The organism is Providencia sp. PROV033, assembly GCF_028484855.1.
GTDB lineage: Bacteria > Pseudomonadota > Gammaproteobacteria > Enterobacterales > Enterobacteriaceae > Providencia > Providencia alcalifaciens.
The window spans coordinates 46,315-66,109 of record NZ_JAMPSW010000001.1; the positions used below are offsets into that span (position 1 = coordinate 46,315).

At 42.7% G+C, this 19,795-nt stretch carries 14 protein-coding genes and 1 riboswitch; of the genes, 9 read left to right on the forward strand and 5 right to left on the reverse strand.

What is annotated here, in order from left to right; all coding sequences use genetic code 11:
• Positions 1 to 216: 216 nt before the first annotated feature.
• The 5 genes from rapA to thiB all read right to left on the reverse strand — a co-directional run bounded on the left by rapA (position 217) and on the right by thiB (position 9,158).
• Complete coding sequence (rapA, locus tag PSF16_RS00210; RefSeq protein WP_036962851.1) at positions 217 to 3,123, reverse strand: RNA polymerase-associated protein RapA; 2,907 nt, start codon at positions 3,121 to 3,123, stop codon at positions 217 to 219.
• A 333-nt stretch (positions 3,124 to 3,456) separates the two neighbouring features.
• Positions 3,457 to 5,808, reverse strand: coding sequence for a DNA polymerase II (locus PSF16_RS00215; RefSeq protein ID WP_272688595.1), 2,352 nt, complete (start codon positions 5,806 to 5,808; stop codon positions 3,457 to 3,459).
• Between the two features lie 62 nt (positions 5,809 to 5,870).
• Positions 5,871 to 6,581: a thiamine ABC transporter ATP-binding protein ThiQ gene (gene thiQ / locus PSF16_RS00220; protein WP_006659216.1), complete on the reverse strand. Its 711-nt coding sequence runs from the start codon at positions 6,579 to 6,581 to the stop codon at positions 5,871 to 5,873.
• Positions 6,574 to 8,178 (reverse strand): thiamine/thiamine pyrophosphate ABC transporter permease ThiP, encoded by a 1,605-nt coding sequence (gene thiP / locus PSF16_RS00225; RefSeq protein WP_272688596.1) that lies wholly within the window; start codon positions 8,176 to 8,178, stop codon positions 6,574 to 6,576. Before thiP ends, thiQ begins: the two co-directional genes overlap by 8 nt.
• A complete protein-coding gene (gene thiB / locus PSF16_RS00230; protein ID WP_006662966.1) occupies positions 8,154 to 9,158 on the reverse strand; it encodes a thiamine ABC transporter substrate binding subunit in 1,005 nt (334 codons plus the stop codon). Before thiB ends, thiP begins: the two co-directional genes overlap by 25 nt.
• 62 nt (positions 9,159 to 9,220) lie before the next feature.
• Positions 9,221 to 9,313, reverse strand: a riboswitch (TPP riboswitch).
• Positions 9,314 to 9,426: 113 nt separating this feature from the next.
• On the opposite strand from thiB, the gene rppH reads away from it, so the two are divergent.
• From rppH to recC, 9 genes are all read left to right on the forward strand, one after another.
• Positions 9,427 to 9,960: an RNA pyrophosphohydrolase gene (gene rppH / locus PSF16_RS00235; protein WP_006659219.1), complete on the forward strand. Its 534-nt coding sequence runs from the start codon at positions 9,427 to 9,429 to the stop codon at positions 9,958 to 9,960.
• Between the two features lie 4 nt (positions 9,961 to 9,964).
• Positions 9,965 to 12,211, forward strand: coding sequence for a phosphoenolpyruvate--protein phosphotransferase (gene ptsP / locus PSF16_RS00240; RefSeq protein WP_272688597.1), 2,247 nt, complete (start codon positions 9,965 to 9,967; stop codon positions 12,209 to 12,211).
• Between the two features lie 100 nt (positions 12,212 to 12,311).
• Entirely contained in the window at positions 12,312 to 13,208 is an 897-nt protein-coding gene (gene lgt, locus PSF16_RS00245) for a prolipoprotein diacylglyceryl transferase (RefSeq protein WP_006659221.1), read from the forward strand.
• A gap of 78 nt (positions 13,209 to 13,286) precedes the next feature.
• A complete protein-coding gene (locus tag PSF16_RS00250) occupies positions 13,287 to 14,138 on the forward strand; it encodes a thymidylate synthase (RefSeq protein ID WP_272688598.1) in 852 nt (283 codons plus the stop codon).
• Positions 14,139 to 14,489: 351 nt separating this feature from the next.
• Complete coding sequence (locus tag PSF16_RS00255; RefSeq protein ID WP_006662969.1) at positions 14,490 to 14,999, forward strand: prepilin-type N-terminal cleavage/methylation domain-containing protein; 510 nt, start codon at positions 14,490 to 14,492, stop codon at positions 14,997 to 14,999.
• Positions 14,993 to 15,607 carry a prepilin peptidase-dependent protein gene (locus tag PSF16_RS00260; RefSeq protein WP_006659224.1) on the forward strand — a complete coding sequence of 205 codons (615 nt, stop codon included), beginning with the start codon at positions 14,993 to 14,995 and terminating at the stop codon, positions 15,605 to 15,607. The genes PSF16_RS00255 and PSF16_RS00260 overlap by 7 nt, the downstream gene beginning before the upstream one ends.
• A complete protein-coding gene (locus tag PSF16_RS00265; RefSeq protein WP_036975995.1) occupies positions 15,604 to 16,047 on the forward strand; it encodes a DUF2509 family protein in 444 nt (147 codons plus the stop codon). The genes PSF16_RS00260 and PSF16_RS00265 overlap by 4 nt, the downstream gene beginning before the upstream one ends.
• Entirely contained in the window at positions 16,044 to 16,427 is a 384-nt protein-coding gene (locus PSF16_RS00270) for a prepilin-type N-terminal cleavage/methylation domain-containing protein (protein WP_036962874.1), read from the forward strand. Before PSF16_RS00265 ends, PSF16_RS00270 begins: the two co-directional genes overlap by 4 nt.
• Positions 16,405 to 19,779 carry an exodeoxyribonuclease V subunit gamma gene (recC, locus tag PSF16_RS00275; protein WP_006662972.1) on the forward strand — a complete coding sequence of 1,125 codons (3,375 nt, stop codon included), beginning with the start codon at positions 16,405 to 16,407 and terminating at the stop codon, positions 19,777 to 19,779. Before PSF16_RS00270 ends, recC begins: the two co-directional genes overlap by 23 nt.
• Positions 19,780 to 19,795: the final 16 nt, after the last annotated feature.

Sequence of the window (19,795 nt, forward strand, 5' to 3'; positions counted from 1 at the left end):
GTGTTGGCAGCTCTCAGCCACCCTAGTCACATACTTGAGTATGCTCCTAGGGATATCTTCATTTGCCGCCTAGCTACAACGCGAATAATTTTGGCTAATAATAGAGAGATAAAGTCAAAAGCCAAACTATAAATACCTACTTTTTATCCTTCACTCTTCACGCTGTAGCGGTGTTGGCTGCTATCAGCCAGCACCGCTAGTGCCGAGCTACATTCTCTACTGATGCGTGACAACCACGAGGCGAATAGCATCGAGGCGCCATGATGCTTGGTCGATATTAGTCATCAATTGGCGACGCTCTTCTTCGATAATGTCGAGTTCTTCATCACGGATATTCGGGTTAACCGCTTTCAGTGCTTCTAAACGTGACAGCTCAAGAGTTAGAGCTTTATCGGCCGCTTCTTTCGCATTCTCAATAATAGATTTAGCTTCTTTCTCAATCATTGGTTCAGAGAGTCGTAGCACTGAATGCACTTCGTTTTGTACCGCATTGACTAACTTGCTCGCCATATGACGGTTAATGGCATTTAATTGGCGGTTAAAGCTCTCGAATTCCACTTGTGAAGAGAGGTTATTACCTTTTAAATCAATTAATAAACGTACTGGCGTTGCGGGTAGGAAACGACTGATTTGCAGTTGTTTAGGGGCTTGAGCTTCAACCACATAAATCAATTCGGTCAGTAATGTACCGACTGGCAATGCTTTATTTTTCAAAACAGACACGGCACAGCTACCGGTATCACCCGATAACACTAAGTCCAAACCGTTACGAATAATTGGGTGCTCCCAACTAATAAACTGTGTATCTTCGCGCGAAAGAGCCTGCTCACGATCAAAGGTGATGGTGCAACCATCTTGTGGTAATCCTGGGAAATCAGGGACTAACATATGATCTGATGGCGTGAGGATAATTAAGTTATCGCTCTTATCTTCTTGATTGATGCCTACGATATCAAACAAGTTCAACGCAAAGTTGACTAACTCAGTTTCGTTATCTCCTTCGCCAATTTCTTCGGCTAGTTGATTACCCGCATCACCACCATTTGAGTGCATTTCCAGCAATCGGTCGCGACCTTGCTCTAACTGGGCTTTCAGTGCATCGTGTTCTTCACGGCAGTTTTTGATAAATTCATCAAACCCGTCAGTGATAGTTGGCTCTGCCATAAATTGCAGCAGTTGCTGATAGTATTTGTCGTAAATAGTACGACCCGTTGGGCAAGTATGCTCGAATGCATCTAACCCTTCGTGGTACCAGCGGATCAACACAGATTGCGCAGTATTTTCTAAGTACGGCACGTTGATGACGATATCGCGGCTTTGACCAATACGATCCAAACGCCCAATACGCTGCTCAAGTAGGTCAGGGTTGAATGGCAGATCAAACATCACTAATTGGTTAGCAAATTGGAAGTTACGGCCTTCGGAGCCAATTTCTGAACACAGTAAAACCTGTGCCCCCTCTTCTTGTGAAGCAAAGTAGGCAGCAGCTCGGTCACGCTCTAACAGCGATAAACCTTCGTGGAATACCGCGGCGCGGATCCCTTCACGTTCACGCAGAACTTGCTCAAGTTGCAATGCGGTGGCAGCTTTAGCACAGATAACCAGTACTTTTTCGTGGCGATTCGCGGTTAAGAAGCCCATCAGCCATTCAACACGTGGGTCAAAGTTCCACCAAGTGGCGTTTTCGCCTTCAAATTCTTGGTAGATTTGTTCTGGATACAGCATCTCTTTTGCGCGAGTTTCCACATCCTTTTTCGTGCCCATAATGCCAGCGACTTTGATTGCCGTTTGGTATTGAGTTGGCAGTGGCATTTTTAAAGAATGCAATTCACGGCGTGGGAAGCCTTTGACACCATTACGGGTGTTTCTAAATAACAGGCGGCTAGTACCGTGTCTGTCCATCAGCATGTGGATCAGTTCTTGGCGAGCGGCTTGGCTATCATCACCTTCAAGATTCGCAGCTTTCAGTAACGGCTCAATATCTTGTTCTTTAATGAGTTCGTTCAGTATATTTTGCTGATCGTTCGTTAATTTATCGCCAGACAGCAGCAGTGAAACCGCATCTGCGACAGGGCGATAGTTTTCTTGCTCAGCTAAAAATTCTTGGTAGTCGTGGAAACGGCTAGGATCGAGGAGGCGCAAACGCGCAAAGTGACTCTCTTGACCAAGCTGCTCAGGGGTTGCGGTTAATAGCAACACAGATGGAACATGTTCCGCTAACGTTTCAATGACTTGATATTCACGGCTTGGGGCGGTTTCGCTCCATTGCAGGTGATGAGCTTCATCAACCACCATCATATCCCAACCTGCGTCAACGAGTTGGTCAAAGCGCTGTTTATTACGGCGAACAAAATCCAAAGAACACAGCACTAACTGCTCAGTTTCAAATGGATTATCGCTATCATGTTGCGCTTCACTGTAGCGGCTATCATCAAATAGGGAAAAGCGTAAATTAAAGCGGCGCAGCATTTCGACTAGCCATTGGTGCTGCAAGCTATCCGGTACAATCACTAAGACGCGCTCAGCACGACCCGCCATCAATTGTTGATGGATAATCATACCCGCTTCGATTGTTTTTCCTAAGCCCACTTCGTCTGCCAGTAAAACGCGCGGATGATGACGTTTACCTACTTCGTTAGCAATATGCAGCTGATGAGGGATTAAACTTGCGCGGATACCACGTAAGCCAGTGGCTTGGTGTTTAACTTGTTCGCTTTGGAATTTACGTGCGCGAAAACGCAGAGCGAAGCGATCCATACGATCGATTTGACCCGCGAACAGCCTGTCTTGTGGCTTATTAAACGTCAATTTGCTATCGAGGAAAACTTCTCGCAAACTGACATCCGCTTCTTGGGTGTCTAAGCGCGTTCCGGTATAGGTCAGTAACCCTTTGTCTTCTTGAATACTTTCAACTTGTAGCTGCCAACCTTCGTGACTGGTGATGGTATCACCTTCGTTGAACATCACTCGGGTGATGGGTGCATCACTTCGTGAATACAGTCTGTTTTCCCCTGTTGCAGGGAAAAGCAACGTCACCATACGGGCATCAATAGCCACGACGGCGCCTAACCCAAGTTCGCTTTCTGTGTCGCTGATCCAGCGTTGACCAAGAGTAAATGGCATAGGTTTAATTTAATTCCATAATTTTGATTGTTTATTTTTAGATGTTTAAGACAACTAATCGGTGTCTTTGCCCAGTGTTGATATAACGGTTATATACCAAGGGTGATGCGAAATTTTTTAATCGTTTTGCCGTTTGGCAATTATAGCTCTTTTCTCTTTCGAGTCGCGTTGCTCGAATTATGATGAGTATAGCCGATTTTCTCGCCAAGCTGTGCGTATAACAGGTCGAGATATCAAAGGGGCGTTATATTAATTCAACATTCGCTTATCGTCACCTGTTAAAAATGCGGCAATTGTAATAAGAATTGTACAATTCTCGCTGCTCGTTAGGCTTTAAAACAAAAGATTAATTTGCCCTGTCAAAATGGTATCGAAATCATCTTGCAGAAAAGGGAGAATCCCATCGGCGATAGGCTTGATTTGTTTGAGAATATAGTGCTCATAATCGGGTTTAGCCGTCACAGTTTCAAGCGGTTCAGGACCCGCTTGGGTAATAATGTAGCTGATCCAACCCCCATTTTGATACTGCAAAGGGCGCTGTAATTTTAAATTGTATTCATCCGCCTGTCGTGCAGCTCTTACGTGAGGGGGAACATTACGCTGATAATCGGACAATTTACGACGCAGGCGTTTACGATAAATCAAGCGATTGTCATATTCTCCAGAACGAATGGCACGAATATAATCGTTAATAAACTCTCGATAAGGCTGACGATAAAAAATACGGGTATACAACTCTTTTTGGAAATTTTGAGCGAGAGGCGTCCAATCAGAGCGGATAGTCTCTAACCCTTTAAAAACCATGGTATCTTGGCTTAAACCTGCATAGCGTTTTTTACTGCCTTGGTCGGTTCCGCGGATCGTTGGCATCAAAAAGCGTCGATAGTGGGTTTCATATTCAAGTTCGAGAACACCATCGAGTTGCCACTCTTCTTTAAGATGTTGTTTCCACCAATTATTAACATGATCTCGCAATTGATAACCGACTTTTTGCGCTTGTTCATCTGTGTGAGGATCCCTTAGCCAAACAAAGGTGGAATCTGTATCCCCATAGATTACCTGATAGCCTTGAGATTCAATTAATTGCTTCGTAATGCGCATGATTTCATGACCACGCATCGTAATTGAAGCGGTTAATCTAGGATCAAAAAAGCGACATCCATCGGCACCTAAAACCCCTGCAAATGCATTCATAATGATTTTGAGTGCTTGGGATAGAGGGGCATTTTTTTGTTGTTTAGCTTTATCTCGACCTTGCCAAATATGGCTGACAATATCAGGTAAACAGTGTGTAGTGCGGGAAAACCATGCCCCACGAAATCCTTCAACAGAATGCTCAGGTTCAGGATGAGCCAGCCCTTCAATCATGCCTGCAGGGTCAATCAAAAAGGTGCGAATAATTGAGGGATATAGGCTTTTATAATCAAGCACCAAAACAGAGTCATACAAACCAGGTTGGGAGTCCATGACAAATCCGCCGGGATTGAGCTGAAATTTTTGCTCAGAGAGCGTAGGGGCAACAAACCCTAAGCGGTGTAGCCGAGGAATATATAAATGGGAAAAGGCGGCGACTGAGCCTCCCATGCGATCGGCGGCGAGCCCTGTGACTGTAGAGCGTTCTTGCAAGAATGCCATTAAATCGGTTTTCTCAAAGATGCGATGCACCAAAATACAGTCTTGAATATTGTAATGGGCGAGGGCGGGTTTATCGTGAGCAAAGCGGCGGTTAATTTCATCCATCCGATCATAGGGAGTATCAATTGCCTTTCCTTCACCAAGCAATTGCTGGGCAACGGATTCCAAACTGAATGAACTGAAACTCCATGTTGCCGATTTTAACGCATCAATACCATCAATAATTAAGCGACCTTCAGCGGAGGCAAAAAACACCCCTTGCTTAAAACCGTGTTCTCGCCATTCAAGCTTTTTCCCTTGCCGAGCTAATAAAAGTGGAATGCCATAACGCTCTGCGTGTTTTTGTAACACTTGCAAATCAAATTGAATTAAATTCCAACCGATAATGGCGTCAGGATCATATTGCTGAATCCAGTCGTTTAATTGTTCGAGTAACTGAGGGCGACTGTTTGCGTACACTAGCCGATGTTCATTGTTGAGGGCTGGACCTTGTTCAGGCCCCAGCATAAACACGACATTATCACCACAGCCAGCTAACCCAATTGAGTAAAGCTCCCCATGCTGGCTAGTTTCAATATCAAGGGAGACAGCGCGTAATGTTGGTCGATAACCGTCACAAGGTTTAAGTTGATATTTTCCTTGATGATTTCGAGAAAACCACACGGGAGCGGTAATAAAGCGCTCCATTAAATAACGTTCACAAGGGCGAATATCAGTTTCTAATAACTCGACACCTAGCGCTTGGCAATTTTTGTCCAAATTTTGTAACTGGCGATATTGCTGACAGTAAATGGCATACACTTTTTCGCGTTTAAAATCCCGAAGCTCAACGGGGCGATAGCTAATATCAGCTTGCCCTTCAAATAAATGGCGTACAAGGGGCAGTTTAGATTCGGGTAAAAAACCGACGGCTTGTTGATAAGGAACAATGACTTTTTGCGGTTGATTATCGGTAAGTAGCCAATAGCTGACCTCGATACCGTAGCGGGTATCTCGCCAATGGCGGCTAAGAATAAAGCCTTTTTCAGCGGGGGCATTGGATGGAGGCATAAAGGAAACTCGCGTAAATAATCTGCAATTAATATACGCGAATAGTGGGGATTTATACAGTATTATTTATCGAGATAATTAGAAATACCTAATAATGCAGAAGCATCGGTTTTGCCTTGTAACAGTGTTTCGGTATCGCCGTCATACACAATTGCGCCATCGGCAATCACTAAGCTACGAGGGGCGATTTGTAGCGAGTCTTCAATACTATGAGAGACCATCAATAACGTGATGGATTTATTAACGCAAATGTCATTGAGTAATTGCAGCATTTCATTGCGTAAAGCGGGATCTAAGGCAGAAAATGGCTCATCTAACAATAAAATAGGTTGGTTGCGAATTAAACAGCGAGCAAGCGCTGCACGTTGACGTTGACCACCCGATAACTGCGCCGGTGTTCTATCCAAACATTCAGTTAAGCTGACGTGTTGTGCCATCTGTTCAACTTCAGTCATTTGCAGTTGATTAAGGCGCAAACTAGGTTGTAAGCCTAGCCCAATATTTTGCCTAACCGTGAGGTGGGCAAAGAGATTATTTTCTTGGAATAGCATGGAGACAGGGCGCTTCGCAGGGGGTGTCAAAGTATGATTTTCGCCATTTAACGTGATAGTGCCGTGGCGAGGATACTGAAATCCACTAATTAGGCTAAGTAGGGTACTCTTGCCTGCGCCGCTCGGTCCCATGATCGCGACTCTTTCCCCTGAAGCGACTATGAAATCAAAGTGCATGTTCAGACTATCGTATTGATAATCTAGGTTTTTTAATTCAATCATGAGTCTTTCCCGATAATCTCTCAAGTAAGCTGAACAGGCAAAAACAAAGTAACAGCAATAGCATCGCGGTGACAGCACCGTCATGAGTACGATAAGCGCCTATTTGCTGATAAAGATAGTAAGGTAGAGTGCGAAACGCTTCATTACCAAACAGGGCGACGACGCCAAAATCCCCGATTGAAATAACACAAGCAAACGCTAATGCTTGAGCGATAGGTTTACGTAGCGCGCGTAACTCAATAATTTTAAATCGGTTAAAGCCTGTAATTTCCAAAGATTGACACAATGGATTATAACGTTGAGCCAAATCCCGCATAGGGTTATCAAGCACTTTTAGGGCATAAGGGATCGCAAGTAAGGCATTTGTCATGATCACGAGCGGATAAGGAGTCTCAGGGATACCAATGGTTTCATTGAAAAAAATGAAAAAGCCAGTTGCCAGAACAATCCCAGGCATCGCGAGAATGATGAGACCGCTGAGTTCAATCGCTTGTCCAAGTTTTAGCGCATTTCTCAGTCGTAGTTCTCGGCTACTCCAAAGCAGCATTAGCGTGAGGATGACACATATCACTCCTGCGAAAAGTGCGATAAACAGTGATGTTGATGTTGCTTGCCATAAGGCTGATTGCTGGAGGACGTCCAGTAGTTGACTATTTAGTCCATCGACAATAACCGCTAATAAGGGCGGGATTAATAGGAGGAGGGCGGCAGCAATCACAAGCAAATCGCGCAAGCGACGAAATAGGTTATCGGCAGGGTCAAACCACTGATTTTGATGACTAAAGCCAATTGAGAATGCATGATTAATGTGCTGGCAAATTAACATTAAGCCCACGCAGCAGCCAAGCTGAATCAAGGCGAGCAATGTGGCTCGTCCTAAATCAAAGTCATAGCTAAGCGCTTGATAAATCGCTAACTCGATAGTTGTCGCTGCTGGACCGCCTCCCAAAGCAAGTACTGTCGCAAAACTGGCAAAGCACAACATAAAAATTAAGGCGCCAGTCGGTAACATCTGGCGGCGCAAATAGGGCCATTCCAAAATAGCGAATTGTTGCCACTCATTAAATCCAAGTTGAGCTGCGCTTTGTCGTTGCTCAATAGCAATATTTTCAAGCGATTGTAATAGCATTCGGGTGGCGAGTGGCATATTGAAAAAGATATGAGCCAACAAAATGCCACGTAATCCATAAGGCGAGAATTGGTATTCCAATCCTAGCCATTGGCACAGTTTTGCAAGCCATCCGGTTTGCCCATATACCGATAAAATACCAAAAACAGCCACCAATACGGGTAAAACGAGAGTCATAGCGCATAGGCGGAGGAAGAGCGTTCGTCCCCAGAACCGCCGGCGGTAAAGGGCTCTTGCAAGAAAAATAGCGGGAATAATGGAAAAAATCGCGGAAAGCAGTGCCTGCCAAAACGTAAAACCGATGACATGCCAGAGGTAATCATCTTCAACGATTTCTTTGAGCGAAATTTCAGGTGCGAAAAACCACAGAGCCCCAAATGCGAGCAATGCAACGACAAGCAATAAACCGGAGGCAAGCGCCCCCGGTAATAAAGTTAAGTTGATTAACGACTGACGGCGGTTTGCCATAAACGAGTCCATGCTTGACGTTCTTTAGCCACTTCTTGAGCACTAAATTGCAATGATTTTTTCGGTAATGGCAACACGTTATACACTTCAGGTAGCGGTATATCGATCACCGGATACATCCAGTTAGTTGTGGGTAATGTGTTTTGGAATTCTGGCGTTAACATAAACTGTAAAAACTGCTTTGCGAGCTCAGGCTGCGGGCTGTGCTTCAATCTAGCTGCTACCTCGACTTGCATATAATGCCCTTCATCAAACAGAGCCGCAGCGTAGTTATCTTTCTTATCATTCAGAATCTGGTAGCCTGGAGAGGCGGTATAGCTAAGAACAAAATCACCTTCGCCTTTCAAGAATAATCCATAAGATTCACTCCAGCCTTTCGTGACCGTGAGCGTTTTGTCTGCCATTTTTTTCCATGCATCGGCAGATTTTTCACCGTAGATTTTTTCAACCCACAGCATTAACCCTAAGCCAGGGGTGCTGGTGCGAGGATCTTGATAAATGATTTTCCAATTATTTTTGCTATCAAGCAGCTCATTCATGCTTTTCGGTGGCTGCTTAATTTTATTGGTATCGTAGATGAACGCGAAGTAGCCATAGTCGTAAGGAATGAATGTTTTGCTATTCCATTCGATAGGTAATTTGAGGGCATCAGTTTTGATATCTGCAGCGGCGAATAATCCTGTTTTTTCTGCGGAATCAAGCAAGTTGTTATCTAAACCTAAGATAACGTCAGCTTTGCTTTTAGCACCTTCCATACGCAGGCGGTTGAGTAGCGCAACACCATCACCTAATGAAACTAATTTCAATTCACAATCACATTGGGCTTCGAAATTCTTTTTAATTTGTGGACCTGGACCCCACTCAGCGGCAAAAGAATCATAGGTATAGACAGTCAGCGTTGGTTTCTCGGCTGAGGCTAACGTTGCAAAACTTAAGGTGGTTAATGCAATGATAGAGGTAAATAGCTTATTTTTAGTCATTGTAATTCCTGCGTAAATCATAAAAAACACACAGGATTTGAGGGGGGACCGATACAATAATTTGTAGACGGCAGCTCAAATCCCTACGCCGGTATTAGCCGGATCAGGTTCTACGGGTTATTTCTCAGCCCAAATTGGCACCCCGTTGAGACGCAGACTATTGTAGTTACTTCAGACATATCTGCAAACTGTATTGATATAGGTTTACCAGTTTAGGTATGTGTGAAACAATTAGGCATCTTTCAAATTTGGTTATTGAGGTAGTCTAGTGATCGATGATGATGGCTACCGCCCGAATGTAGGAATTGTAATTTGTAATCGGCAAGGTCAAGTCTTATGGGCTCGCCGTTATGGTCAGCATTCTTGGCAATTTCCTCAAGGTGGGATTAACCCTGGGGAATCGCCAGAACAAGCGATGTATCGTGAGTTATACGAGGAAGTCGGACTACAGCGTAAAGATGTCAGGTTACTTGCATCTACCCGTAATTGGTTACGCTACAAATTACCTAAGCGTTTGGTGCGTTGGGATACAAAACCTGTTTGTATTGGACAGAAACAACGTTGGTTTTTACTTCAACTCCAATGTAATGACGCCGATATAAATGTGCAGCGCAGTAAATCGCCAGAATTTGACGGCTGGCGGTGGGTCAGTTATTGGTATCCTGTTAGGCAAGTGGTTTCTTTTAAACGCGAAGTTTATCGGCGTGTTATGAAGGAATTCGCCCCCGTGGTTATGCCTTTGCAGGAACAAAAATTACCACAACGACCTGTTTTTAATAATCGTAGGCGCGGAGTCAAATAAGCCTATGTTGACGCGTTTACGTGACATTGTCGAAAAGGTCGCGATGGCGACCAGCTTGACCCAAGCGCTTGAAGTTTTGGTCAATGAAACCTGCAAAGCGATGCGCACAGATGTGTGCTCGATTTATTTAGCAGATCATCCTCGTCAATGTTATTACCTAATGGCAACCCGCGGGCTGAAAAAGCCTAGCGGGATTGCTATTCGTCTAGGATTTGACGAAGGGGTTGTTGGCGCTGTCGGTCGACAATCTGAAATGCTGAATCTCGCGGACATTCGTGAACACCCTCAATTCAAATATCTCCCTCAAATTAAAGAAGAGCAGCTCAAGGCATTTCTTGGTGTGCCTGTGGTTTATCGACGTCAGCTACTGGGTGTGCTGGTCGTTCAGCAACGAGAAAAGCGGTTATTTAACGAAACCGAAGAGTCCTTTATGGTGACGCTATCTATGCAGTTAGCGGTGATTTTATCTCAAGCACAGACCAAAGGTATTTTTGGACAATATCGTCAAAATCGCCTCAAGGCCATCCCTGTTTCTCAAGGAATTTCAATGGCATATGGTTGGCAAGATACTTCCCAGCCATCTTTAGATAGCATATGCCAAGCCACCACATTAAATATTGATGAAGAACGCCAGCGTTTGGTTGTTGCACTGGAAAGTGCCGCTGCGGAATTTCGCCGGATCAGCAAACGTTTTATGGCAAGTTCATCCAAAGAGAGCGCTGCCATTTTTGATCTGTATAACCACTTGCTTAGCGATCCCCAACTGAAAAAACGATTGTTTATGGCGATCAATCAAGGCGCAGTGGCAGAGTGGGCCGTCAAAACAGTTATCGAAGATTATGCCTTGCAGTTCTCTCGCCTGAGAGATCTTTATTTAAGAGAGCGCGGCTCGGATCTTCGGACGTTAGGGCAGCGTTTATTGTTTCATCTGGATGACTCTCAGACTCCCACTAGTCAATGGCCAGATCGTTTTATTTTGGTTGCGGATGAGCTGAGTGCCAGTGTTCTTGCTGAGTTACCGCTTGAGCAATTGGCAGGAGTGATTGTTCGCGATGGTGCAACACATTCACACTCGGCGATTTTGATCCGCGCAATGGGGATCCCAGCCATTATGGGGGCGGATATTGAGCCTTCGTTATTACACAATCGTCATCTGATTTTGGATGGGTATCGTGGTGAAGTATTTATTGAACCTGAAAATTTTATCGCTCAGGAATATCAGCAAATCATCGAAGAAGAAAATGACCTTAGCCGATTAGCGGAAGGAACACTTTCCCAAGACGCCATACTGAAAAATGGCGAGCATGTGGATATTTGCCTTAATGCTGGGCTGAGTCCGCGTTATGAACAACAAATTCATGATGGTGTTGACGGAGTCGGGTTATACCGTACTGAGCTGCCATTTATGCTGCACAATGGCTTTCCCTCAGAAGATGAGCAGAAGCAGTTATATCGTGAAGTATTGCAACTGTTTTCAACCAAACCGGTTGTGCTAAGAACGTTGGACATTGGGGCGGACAAACAGCTGCCGTATATGCCGATTAGTGAAGAGAATCCATGTTTAGGCTGGCGTGGGATCCGAGTGATGTTGGATCAACCTGAGATATTTTTGATCCAGTTACGAGCTATGTTGCGAGCGAACCAAGATACGGGGAATTTGCGTATTTTGCTGCCGATGATCACCAGCATTAATGAGGTGGATGAAGCGATTGGCTTGATTAATCGCGCCCGAAATGAAGTCAGCCAACAGCTTGGTAAACCAATTAATTTACCGCCAATAGGCGTCATGCTGGAAGTACCTTCGTTATTGTTTTTGCTGCCAGAGCTAAAACAACGTGTTGATTTTATTTCTATTGGTACCAATGACTTTACACAATATTTACTTGCAGTTGACCGTAATAACACTCATGTAGCGGCACTCTATGATAACCTGCACCCTGCGGTGGTTCGCTTTTTATCCCTGGTTCATACCGAATGTCAGCGTATTGGTTTACCAATCAGTGTGTGCGGTGAAATGGCGGGTCAACCATTAAGCGCGATGGTGCTAATGGCTTTAGGCTATCGAAGTTTAAGTATGAGTGGGCGTAGTGTGCCTCGCATGAAGTATTTAATTCGCCAGCTTGATCCTCTATTGATGTCTGAATTAGTACCTGAACTGCTTTCGGCAGAAACGAGTGAAAATGTCCGACACAAAATCAGTGAGTTCATGGAAAAAAATGGACTCGGTGGGTTTGTGCGTGGCGGGATCTAATTTGATCTTCTATGTTATTAATATGTAATTATATGCTGACAATAACCTCGTGTTATTATGCGGCATAATTTTTGAATCAATTATTTTAAAGTGGGGAACGATGAGTAACAGCTACTTAGCATTTCCGGAAATTGATCCCGTTATGTTTTCGATTGGACCAGTTTCTCTACATTGGTATGGTTTTATGTACCTTGTGGGGTTCGTTTTTGCGTTATGGCTAGCAGGGCGTAGAGCGGCTAAGCCAAATAGCGGCTGGACAAAAAATGAAGTCGAAAACCTCCTGTATATTGGCTTTGTCGGTGTATTTGTTGGTGGGCGATTAGGCTATGTTTTCTTCTATAATTTACCTGTTTTCTTAGCTGACCCATTGTACCTATTCAAAGTGTGGGATGGGGGAATGTCCTTCCATGGTGGCTTGATCGGCGTTATCTGTGCCATGATGTTGTTTGCCTATCGCACTAAACGACGCTTTTTACAAGTGTCTGATTTCGTTGCACCTTTAATTCCCTTTGGTCTTGGAATGGGGCGTATCGGTAACTTTATTAATGGTGAATTATGGGGACGCGTCACATTAGATACACCATGGGCGTTTTTATTCCCTCATTCAAGAAGTGAAGATATTCAGCTTGCGGCACAAGATCCATCCCTGTTACCTATTCTTGAGCAATATGGCGTGTTACCAAGACACCCATCTCAGCTGTATGAAATGTTTTTAGAAGGCATCGTTTTATTCCTGATTTTGAATTTATTTGTTCGTAAGCCTCGCCCAATGGGAAGCGTATCGGGCTTATTCCTTATTGGCTATGGTGCATTCCGTATCATTGTGGAATTCTTCAGACAACCGGATGCGCAGTTAGGGCTATTTGGCGGCATCAGTATGGGGCAAATACTCTCAATTCCGATGATTCTTATCGGTGTATTGATGATTATTTGGGCTTATAAATATGGTAAAAATATTCCTGCCCATAAGCCCGCTAAGAACGCAGACAGTAAGTAAATCAAGTCAATATAGGTTTGTGTTATTACTGATGTTTTATAGCACAAACCACCTGTATTTTTGAGTAAGAGAGCCACTATGAAGCAGTATCTTGAATTATGCCAACGTATTCTCGATGAAGGTCAATGGGTTGAAAACAAGCGCACAAATGTTCGCTGTTTAACCGTTATTAATGCTGATCTCGAATATGATGTAGGTAACAATCAATTTCCTCTAATTACGACCCGCAAAAGCTTTTATAAAGCCGCTATTGCTGAATTATTAGGGTACTTACGTGGCTATGATAACGCGGCACAATTTCGTGAAATTGGTTGTAATACATGGAATGCCAATGCGAATGAAAGCCAAGCATGGTTAGATAATCCGCACCGCAAAGGCGAAGATGACATGGGGCGCGTTTATGGTGTCCAAGGTCGTTCATGGCAACGTCCCGATGGTTCTCATCTTGACCAATTAAAGAAAGTCGTTAATAACCTGAAAAATGGCATTGATGACCGTGCGGAAATTATTACTTTCTATAACCCTGGCGAATTCGAAATGGGCTGCTTACGTCCATGTATGCATACCCATACCTTTTCACTGCTTGGCGATACATTGCATTTAACTTCATACCAACGTAGCTGCGATGTTCCCCTTGGACTCAATTTTAATCAGGTGCAATGTTTTGTCTTGTTGGCGCTAATGGCGCGTATTACGGGTCATAAAGCAGGTAAGGCTTACCATAAAATTGTGAATGCTCATATTTATGAAAATCAGCTACCTTTAATGCGTGATGTCCAATTAACGCGTGAGCCATACCCATCTCCAAATTTAACGATTAATTCTGAAATTAAAACCTTAGAAGATATTGAAACGTGGGTAACAACGGATGACTTCACTTTGGAAGGTTATCAGTGTCACGAAGCCATTAAATATCCATTTACGGTTTAATTAGTATTGATTAGTTGATATGAAGGCATAGGCATTTCACATTGCTTATGCCTTCATTGTCTTCATTACCTGCCTACGTAATTACTCTTGAATTCTCTACCTCTCATCTTTTTGCTTTGCCATTTGTTCAACTACTTTCCAGCATCATTCTTTTTTTCGTGAGCTATTTTTTTGCCCCTTTATTTATTATTCAAAGTGGTATCCAGAAAGTACGAGAGAAAATGTAACCATTACATTTTTCTGGAAAGCGCTACGAAAAATAGGCGATGAAGATTGTTGTCCTATGATATTTCCGGTCATGCTTATCTCTGGGGCTAGATAGGTTGCTATCAGAAGGGAAAGATAAACCAGATGAATTTGATAAATAAAACGACGAAGTGGTTGAAGAAAAAAAAGGATGAACAGGGATTCACGTTAATTGAAATGTTAGTTGTACTGTTTCTTTGTTCAATCGTGGGGTTACCTGCATTTTATCAATGGCAACAACAAGTGAAGCGGTTACAGCTTATTGATGCTGCGAGGCAAACCGCAGAATTTATCTACAGTAACTTAATGGAAGGGATTTATCTCAATCAACATCGAATTATGTCGGTTAGTTCCACATTAACGAGCTGGAATTTAAAGGTCGCTAATGTGGATACACTACAGAAAATAAGCCAATTTAGTGGTGATAAATTCGATGGTATTGAACTTAAGCATGCGTCTAGACAATCGATTCATTTATACGGTAAGCAAGGAACCAGCAGCCCTTTTCAAATAGCGCTCAGTAATCAAAGTGACCAAATATCAGTGATAGTTTCATCTGCTGGACGAGTACGTAGTTGTAGCAAACAAGCATTAGCAGGCGTACCTAAATGTTAATACGCGCTAGAGAGAATAAAAGGGAAAAAGGGTTCTCACTATTGGAGTCTTTGGTCGCAATGCTGGTCGGCTGTTTAGTGTGTATAGCTGCAATGAATACGATCCCCGTGCTATTTAAGCAACTATTTCAGGCGTTTTTCCAATACCAATTAGATAGGGAGGTGAGACAGGTACTGATTAATATAGAAAAGGATTTTCGCCGAATTGGTCATTGTAGCCAGTCTCTCTCTAAGCCTCGCTGCGAAGGTAAGGCAATCACTATCAGCGCCAAGTTTTTAAGTCACCAAATGAACTCCTGCATTATTTTTGCCTATGACCAAGACTTATCAGGGAGTTGGGTTGTCGGGCAAGAAAAGACATTACATTCAGATTTTTTTGGATTTAGGCTTAACAATAATAAGCTTGAATCTAATCGTAACGTCACAAGCTGTGACGGAACTCGTTGGCAGTCCTTATTTGATCCTTCTATTGTTAAAGTTAATAAGCTTAATTTTAATTGGCAGCCAGCTGTGCACATGTTAGAGACGCATATCAATTTAGAAAGCCTTTTATTGCCAAGTAAAACATTTAATTACCGCTCTACCGTGATGTTAAGGAATATGCCATGAAGTGGAAGATAGCGGAGCAAGGTAATATTGCTTTAGTGATGGTGATGGTTTTAATGAGTATAGGGCTCATACTATTAAAAGCGTTACATTACTACCAAACACGGGCTAGCTATGAACTGAGCCGAGAAGAAAAATATTATCAATCGTTTAATTTAGCAGAATCTGCTTTGGCGTGGGGGCTCACTCAACATTGGGTGCTGAAGACAGATAAATCAGGTTCTTGGGTATGTCAAAAAGAACAGAATCAAGGGTGGGTGAGTTGTCTTAAATATTATAAAAACAATCAATTCATTTTATCGGGAACCGGTGAGTTACTGCCTAACAAGTCGTTAACGGTATATCGTTGGGTAATACCGATATGGAATGAAGGGCGTCTACAAGCACGAGAAAATGGGTGGATAGATTATTGCCCTGTCGCCATTAAAGGATTTTGTCAATGAAGAATTCACAGCAAGGATTTGCGCTGGTAGAGTCGATGATAGCGGTGGTTGTTTTTGCTATCTTACTCATAGCTCTGTTAAACTACAGTCAATATATCGCTTTGAATTTTAATCAAATATCTCAAAGTGCAAAGGCAGTCAGGTCTCTACATGGAACATTAGAAAAAACAGTATCTTCCCATAACGCTATTCCATTAAAAGTAGAGCCATGGGCTCATGATTTACAGAATCGAGAACAGCAGATAGAAATTGTATATTCTGCCAATGTTGGGAGCTGTGCTGAATCTAAGGTGTCCTTGTCAGCGGGCAATAAACGGCATTCGATAAGTCGCTGGCAATGCGCAAAAGGAGAGAGTCATGTTTCAGGTTTATCATTCTAACCAATTAGATCTTCTTAAAGAGCTAATTGCACACTTAATGGAGAATGATCCACTCACACATCCTTTTGAGCAAGAAATTGTGTTAGTTCAAAGCCCTGGAATGTCTCAGTGGTTACAAATAGAACTTGCTAAGCGTTTTGGGATAGCCGCTAACATAAACTACCCATTACCAGCGACGTTTATTTGGGATATGTTCCGTCGAGTTCTTCCAGATATTCCTAAGGAAAGTGCTTATACCAAGCAAGCGATGACGTGGAAATTAATGACTATTTTGCCAACAGTTATTAATGAAGCTGAATTTGAGCCTTTACGTCATTATCTTAATGACGACTCAGATAAGCGTAAATTACATCAATTATCAGGACGAATTGCTGACTTATTTGACCAGTATTTGGTCTATCGACCAGAGTGGATTTCTCACTGGCAGCGTAATGAACTAATTGAAGGATTAAGCTCAAATCAATTATGGCAAAAAAGATTATGGCTCTGCTTGGTCGAGTATACAGCGCAACTTGGTCAGTCGCCTTGGCACCGTGCAAATCTATACCAGAGCTTTATTGATAAGCTGCGGGAATCACCAGAGTTGGCTAAAAACTTACCCACTCGCTTATTTATCTGTGGTATTTCTTCTTTACCACCAGTGTACCTACAAGCGCTTAATGCTATTGCGGAACATACGGATATTCACTTAATGTTTACCAACCCATGTCGCTATTATTGGGGTGATATTCAAAGCAGTGCCTTTTTGGCGAGATTGCAACAACGAAAATTGCGCCATTATTTAGATAAATATGAAATATCTCGTTTTAAAATTGAGGAGCATGCCGCTAATTTATTTAATGCTGATGGCGAGCAAAATATTGCGAATCCATTACTGGCATCATGGGGTAAGCTTGGGCGTGACAACCTGTATTTTATTTCTCAAATTGACGCCACAAATGAAGTTTCTGCTTTTGTAGAGAATGGGAGAAATAATCTCCTTGAAAATTTACAGCAAGATATTCTAGATCTTGAAAATCACGCGCAATTAGGCGCGACATTAGAAGAGTACGAAAGTAGTCAGCATAAGCGACCGCTTAATCAATTAGACCAATCAGTGACATTCCATTCATGCCACAGTGCTCAGCGAGAAGTTGAAGTTTTACAGGATCGTTTACTGGCATTGTTTGAAGAAGATGCAACATTGACACCACGAGATGTGATCGTGATGGTTGCAGACATTGATAGTTATGCCCCTTATATTCAAGCCGTCTTTGGTAATACAAACTCATCACACTATATTCCATTCTCAATATCAGATAGAAAAGCGTTGCAAGCTCACCCGATCTTGCAAGCTTTTATCATGTTATTGGATCTCCCTCAAAGCCGATTTTCTACAGAACAAGTTTTAACATTATTAGAAGTGTCGGCATTTTCAGCACGTTTCAACATAGATGAAAGTGAACTGAGTTTATTAAGACGTTGGGTTAATGAATCTGGTATTCGTTGGGGACTTGATGATGACAATGTTCGCTCACTGTCTTTGCCTGTTATTGGGCAAAATACATGGCAGTTTGGTTTAAGCCGTATGTTACTTGGCTATGCAATGGATAGCCGTAATGGTCCCTGGAATGGGGTATTACCGTATGATGAATGCAGTGGGTTAGCTGCTCAGTTAGCGGGGAAACTTGCATTACTCGTTGATACTCTTAGAGAATGGAGAACATTGCTGGAGCAAGAACGTACTCTTGAGGAGTGGAAAACTGTCTGTCAGCAATTGATTGATACTTGCTTCAAAGTGGATAGTGAAACTGAAGTGGTGTTGGCATTATTGACTGAGCAATGGCATAAAATTATTGAAAATGCCCTGACCTCCAATTATCAAGAAACAATTCCATTACGATTAATTCGTGATGAGTTATCTGTTTGTTTTGATGATGAAAAAATTAGTCAGCGTTTTCTTGCCGGAGCAATAAATTTTTGTACATTGATGCCAATGCGTTCAGTGCCGTTCAAAGTCGTTTGTTTGCTTGGTATGAATGATGGGGCATATCCGCGTAATGTACCGCCATTAGGTTTTGATTTAATGGCAGAAAAAATACAACGTGGCGACAGAAAACGCCGCGATGATGACCGATATTTATTTTTAGAAGCGCTGAATTCAGCAGCTAAACAGCTCTACATTAGTTATATCGGGCGCTCGATCCGAGATAATCAAGAATGTAATCCATCGGTGTTGGTGACTGAACTATTGGAGTACATCTGTCAGAGCTTCTGCCTACAAGGTGACCAATCACTTAATATCGATGATAGTGCCCAGCGCTTAAAGCAGCACTTAGTCACTGAGCATAATCGAGTACCATTTGCGAAAGAAAATTTTGTACCAAACTCTCTTTATCAAAGTTTTGCTCAGGAGTGGTTACCTGCAGCAAAAAGTGAGGATAAAGCAACGGAAGTGTTCACTTCAGTATTAAAGCAAAGGGAACCTATTACAGAATTATCGTTAGAACAAATTTTACGTTTTTATCGACACCCAATTCGTGGCTTTTTCCAACAACGTCTGAAGGTCCATTTTTCGGTTGAAGAGACCGAGCTTCCAGAAGAGGAACCGTTTGTATTAGGTGGATTACAACGTTATAAAATCAATGATCAAGTTTTAGATTTGTTGGTAAAAGATGAAGACCCAAATCCGCTTTATCATGCTTTAAAGGCCTCAGGACAACTACCCGCTAAACAATTTGGTCAGATATTTTGGGAAAAGCAACTAAATGACATTGCTCCATTAGCTGAAAAAGTTAAAGAGTATGGCGATCAGCGTATTGATTACCCGATTGAATGTGAAATACAAGGAATCAAAATCACGGGTTTATTGAGAAACATTCATGAATCAGGAATATTGCGCTATCGACCTGCCTATCTAACGGCTAATGATGGGGTGCAATTATGGATAGAGCATTTATTTTTCAATGCATTCATTCGTGAAGGTGAGAGCATTGCATTAGGACGAGAAAACAGTGTTTGGCATTTTTCTGCCATACCAACCGAAAATGCCAAAGAGCACTTAAATACCTTTATCAAAGGTTATTGTGAAGGAATGAATACGCCTCTGATCCTCTTAAACCAAAGTGGTTGGAATTGGCTCTCAGCGTGTTTAGATAAAAAAACAAAGGAATATGATTTTATTTCGGAAGATGTGCAGCAAAAGGCGTTATCGGCGCTACTACAAAGCCTTCAGGGAAGCCAAATGAAAGTGGGTGAAATGGAAGATGATTATGTATTGCGGGCTTGTAGAAGCATAAATAGTTCATTGATTGAATCGCTGCTGAGTAATACTCGGCGCTTCTTACTGCCGATGGCAGAGCACTTAAAATAAAGGAGAGCATCCAAGA